The organism is Azospirillum sp. UFLA03-27 (assembly GCF_059803775.1).
This window is the reverse complement of sequence record NZ_JAUQTX010000364.1, coordinates 1-4,677: the sequence shown is the minus strand read 5'-3', so window position 1 is coordinate 4,677 and position 4,677 is coordinate 1. Positions and strand designations below refer to the sequence as shown.

4 protein-coding genes and 1 pseudogene are annotated in these 4,677 nt (G+C 70.2%); 1 reads left to right on the top strand and 4 read right to left on the bottom strand.

The features are described 5' to 3' along the window. The 4 genes and pseudogenes from Q4I23_RS30570 to Q4I23_RS30555 form a co-directional block, all read right to left on the bottom strand. A pseudogene (locus tag Q4I23_RS30570) lies at positions 1 to 444 on the bottom strand (aminoglycoside phosphotransferase); the annotation flags it as partial. Continuing rightward, positions 441 to 977: a molybdenum cofactor biosynthesis protein B gene (moaB, locus tag Q4I23_RS30565; RefSeq protein WP_454017471.1), complete on the bottom strand. Its 537-nt coding sequence runs from the start codon at positions 975 to 977 to the stop codon at positions 441 to 443. The pseudogene Q4I23_RS30570 and the gene moaB, both read right to left, overlap by 4 nt. Further along, positions 964 to 2,934, bottom strand: a complete 1,971-nt coding sequence (locus Q4I23_RS30560; RefSeq protein WP_454017472.1) for a lytic transglycosylase domain-containing protein — start codon at positions 2,932 to 2,934, stop codon at positions 964 to 966. The genes moaB and Q4I23_RS30560 overlap by 14 nt, the downstream gene beginning before the upstream one ends. 462 nt (positions 2,935 to 3,396) lie before the next feature. Further along, a complete protein-coding gene (locus Q4I23_RS30555) occupies positions 3,397 to 4,263 on the bottom strand; it encodes a uracil-DNA glycosylase (RefSeq protein ID WP_498528709.1) in 867 nt (288 codons plus the stop codon). A 145-nt stretch (positions 4,264 to 4,408) separates the two neighbouring features. Between Q4I23_RS30555 and Q4I23_RS30550 the strand changes: the two genes are divergently transcribed. Further along, the coding region (locus Q4I23_RS30550) for an NAD(P)/FAD-dependent oxidoreductase (protein WP_498528708.1) at positions 4,409 to 4,677 on the top strand (269 nt) is incomplete at its 3' end.

The window sequence follows — 4,677 nt, the reverse complement described above, 5'->3', positions numbered from 1 at the left end:
GTTATAGTCTCGTGGGCTCGGAGATGTGTATAAGAGACAGGGACGCTCGCCGTCCGGCGGCAGGGGCAGGGCATGCAAGGCGGCGAGCGCCCGCGCGATGGCCGGCATGTCGCCCGGCAGGCGCGGCGGGCGCCCGACGATTTCCGTCACCACCAGCGCGCCCATGGGCAGCTCCGGCCCCGGCGGCAGGACGGCGGCCAGCTCCGGAGTGTGTCCGCCGGGGGCGGCGCGGCGGAAGGCGGTGGCCTGCTGTTCCAGATTGGCGAAGGGGTCGAGCCCGAGCTGGCTCCAGCGCGGGACGCGGGCGACCAAGCCCTTTCCCGACAGCCGCACATGGTCGTGCGCCACGCCCCGGCGCGGCATCGGTTCCAGCGCCCCGGAAGGCAAACCGGCGAAGGTCGGCAGCCGCGTCAGGGCACCGTGAAGACCGGCGGTGTCGGTCACACCTGATGCTCGCGCAGGCGCGGCATCAGTTCGACGAGGTTGCAGGGGCGGTGCCGGTTGTCGAGCTGGAACACCAGGATGTCGTCCCAGGCGTCGCGGCAGGCGCTGGGCGAACCCGGCAGGGCGAAGATGTAGGTGCCGTTGGCGACCCCGCCGGTCGCCCGGCTCTGGATCGTCGAGGTGCCGACCTTGGCGTAGCTGAGTTGGCGGAACAGCTCCCCGAAGCCGGGGATCGCCTTGTCGAACAGCGCCTCCACCGCCTCCGGCGTCACGTCGCGGCCGGTCACGCCGGTGCCGCCGGTGGTCAGCACGACGTCGACCTCCGGATCGGCGATCCAGGCCTGGACCTGGGCGCGGATGGCGGCGACGTCGTCCTTCACGATGGCGCGGGCGCCCAGCCGGTGGCCGGCGCCGGTCAGCCGCTCCGCCAGCGCGTCGCCCGAGCGGTCGTCGGCGAGCGTGCGCGTGTCGGATACGGTCATGACGGCGATGTTGACGGGCAGGAACGGGCGGGTTTCGTCAATTTTCGGCATCGGCGGATTCGGCGTGTTGCGCGACCTGGGTGGACCGGGCCGCCGGGAAGACATCCACCGGCATATAGACCGGCCAGCCGCCCGCCGCAACGGCGTCCAGCGATTCGATTTCCTGCCCCAGCCGCAGCCGGTAGATCCAGAAGTTGGCGACGACCTTCTCGACGTAGTTCCGCGTCTCGGCGTAGGGCAGGCTCTCGATGAACAGCAGCGGGTCGTTGCCGATGTCCGACAGCTCCCGGCGCCAGCGCGCCAGCGTGCCGGGGCCGGCGTTGTAGGCGGCGGCCAGCAGGAACAGGTTTTTGCCGATGTCCTGGCTGTTCAGAAGCTCCGCCATGTAGCGTTGTCCGAGCTCCATGTTGGTGGAGGGGTCAAACAGGCCGGTGCGGGCGGCGTCGGCCTCGCCGATGTCGGCGTTGCGCTCCTGCACGTGCTGGGCGGTGGCCGGCATGATCTGCATCAGACCGGTGGCCCCGGCGGAGCTGACCAGCCGCGGGTCGAAGCGCGATTCCTGCCGCATCACCGCGAAGACCAGCGCGCGGTCCACGGCGAACCCGTCGCGCGGCTTCCAGTGCGGCACCGGGTAGAGGGCCGCCGTGTAGGGCGCGCCGTCCGGACCGGCCACCGCGTTGCCGACCTGGAGCGCCAGCCCCGGCAACCCGGCGCGGTCGGCCAGCGCCACCAGCGCCTGCTCGGCCAGCGCGTCGCCGCGCGGGTGGATGCGGCGCAGCTCCAGCTCCGCCGTTTCGCGCTGTCCAGCCTGGATCAGGGCGATGGCGCGGGTGCCGCCGGGCAGGGCGGACAACGCCTTCAGATGGTCCCCGGTCAGCTCCGGCGTGCGCCAGTTGAGGTCGCCCGAGCCGCCCAGCTTGCGGTGGGCGAGAAGCCCATAGAAGGTGTGCGGGTAGCGCGCCGCTGCGGCCAGATGGGCGCGGGCCTGCTCCTCGCGGCCCCGGCGGGCGTGGGCGCGGGCGGCCCAGAAATCGGCGGCGGAGGCCAGCCAGGGCGATCGCGGTCCAGCCTCGGCCAGATTGGCGAAGTGGCGGGCGGCACGGTCGTACTGCTTCAGCCGCCAAGCGGCGAGGCCGGCGATCCAATGCGCCTCGGTCACCGCCGGGCCGGAACGGGCGGCGCTGGCCGAGGCCAGCGACAGCGCCTGCGTCACGTCGCCGGAATAATAGAGCGAGGCGGCGATCCGTGCCCGCGCCTGGTCATACTGCACCGAATCGAGGCTGCGCCCGAAGTCGTCCTGGTTGAGCAGGGCGAGCGCCGCCCCCGGCTTGCCGGCGCGCAGCAAGTCGGTCACGCGGGACGGGGTGGTGTGAGTGGTGCGGCTGGCGGTGCGGCTGCGCGGGGCGACGGTGAGCTTGGTCTTGTCCTCGGCGACCTCGGCGCTCTTGTCCGGGTCGGACTGGTCCTCGTCGGAGACGGCCTCCGGCAGCGGTTCGGGGCGCAGTCCGCCCAACCGCTCCAGCGATCCGGTCAGCCGCTCCCCGTCGCTGCCGCGCGGCGGCTTCAGGGCGCGCTGCTGGCCGGCAGGGGCGCGGCGCTGGGCCAGGGCGTGGATGCGCTCGGCCCCCGGCAGGTCGCCGTAGCGCTGGAGCCAGCCGGCCAACTCGTCGTAGCTGGCCTTGCGGTCGGGGTGCAGATAGCGCTGGCGCAGCACATGGCCCATCAGGCGGCGGTCGCGCAGCAGGCGGATTTCCCAGTCGGCGCCTTCCCACTCGCCCCGCTCCTGGAGCGCGAAGATGCGCCGGTAATGGCGGGCGTCCTCTTCCGTCAGCTGGACGGCGCGGGCGTCGGCGTCCGTCGCCAGAAGCAGGTTCTGCTCGGCACGATCGAATCCCGGCGGGACGACGGGGCGTCCATCCGGCGCGTGGATCACAAGGCCAGCCTGGGCTGGGCGATAGCCGCCCGTTGGGTCGGGTGCCGCGCACAGCGCCAGCGCCACCCCCGCCATTCCCAGGACCTTCCGCCGCAGCGAGACGGTGTTTGCTGCGCTGCACAATATCCGGAACATGATATTCGAATAACCGCACTGGACGGGAATCGCAAGAAGATGATTCCCCAACAGCGGTCAATGCCGCCTGTTAACAAGGATTTTCAGCAACTTAGTGGGAGTGGAAAAATGGCCCTAGCCCAGTGGGAAGACCCTTTTGGCGCAAGGTCATGGGTCTTTCTGTGCCATTTGGCGCAACGGCATAGCGGCGACTTGGTAAACCACTCCGATCTTTCGAAGTACTTGAGTAATGTTTGGAATATCTATGGATGTCGAATGTTCGAATGACAGCGCAAGAATAGACGCAATAAGAGAGGCATTTTAGGAAATGGGCGTCATTAACCACTGCGGTGGCGGGTTTGCCCCCTCCCCTGCGTCAGCGGGAGAGGATTAGGGTGGGGGCAAAACGACGATTGCGGTTGGTCAACCCGGAAAGCGCTGGCGCAGGGTCAGCAGGTCACGCCACGCCTCGCGCTTGGCGATGGGATTGCGCAGCAGATAGGCCGGGTGCAGCATCGGCAGGACCGGCACCGGGCCGGACAGGCCGGGGGAGGCGTAGTCGAACCAGCGGCCGCGCAGGCGGGTGATGCCCTCCGCCCGGTTGAGCAAAGTCTTGGCGGAGGTGCCGCCCAGCGGTACCAGCACCTTCGGCCCGATCAGCTCGACGTGCCGTTCCAGGAAGGGCAGGCAGGCGGCGATCTCCGCCTGGGTCGGTGACCGATTGCCGGGCGGGCGCCAGGGCAGGATGTTGCTGATGTAGACCGTGCTGCGATCGAGTCCCACCTGGGCCAGCATGCGGTCGAGCAGCTTGCCGCTGACCCCGACGAAGGGCTTGCCCTGCCGGTCCTCGTCCTCGCCCGGCGCCTCGCCGATCAGCATGATGTCCGCAGCGGGATTGCCGTCCGCGAAGACCGTGTTCATCGCCGTCGCCTTCAGCGGGCAACCGTCGAAGGCGCGCAGCGCCGACTCCAGCTCCTCCAGGCTGCGCGCCTCGGCGGCGCGGGCGCGGGCGCTCGCCCCGGCCTCGCTGGCGCCCAGCGGCAGGTCCGCCGTGACGGGCGCACCGAACATCGACGCGCCGGAGGGACCCCCGAACGCCGACCGTGGCGTCGTCGCCGGGGCGGGGCGCGCCGCGGCGGGCGGCAGCGCCGATGCGCCGGCCGGCGCACGCGCCACCGCCGGCCGGGCGGCCAGCGTCGCCCAGTCCAAAGGCTCGTCTCCGATCGCTTCGTCGCACCCGATGTCGACGTGCCAGCGCAGGGCGGCGAGGATGTCGGATTGGTCAATCATCGTTTGACCTTACCACGGCTCCTGTGGTCTTACATGGGCTTAGATATCCTTTTTGGCGGGTGCGAAAGGCATACGCCGTTCCGAAAGCCGCCGGACCCTGCGGAAATGGCCCCGGCGCTTCAATCAAGCGGGAGGCATGGGGACCATGGATCGCGATCCGCGCGAGGTGATGGAGTACGACGTCCTTGTCGTCGGAGCCGGCCCGTCGGGCCTGAGCGCGGCCATCCGCCTGAAACAGCTCGCCAATGAGGCCGGACAGGAATTGTCGGTCTGCGTCGTCGAGAAGGGCTCGGAGGTCGGCGCCCATCTGCTCTCCGGCGCGGTGTTCGAGCCGCATGCGCTCGACGAGCTGATCCCCGACTGGAAGGAGAAGGGCGCGCCCCTGACCACCCCGGCCCGCGAGGACCGCTTCCT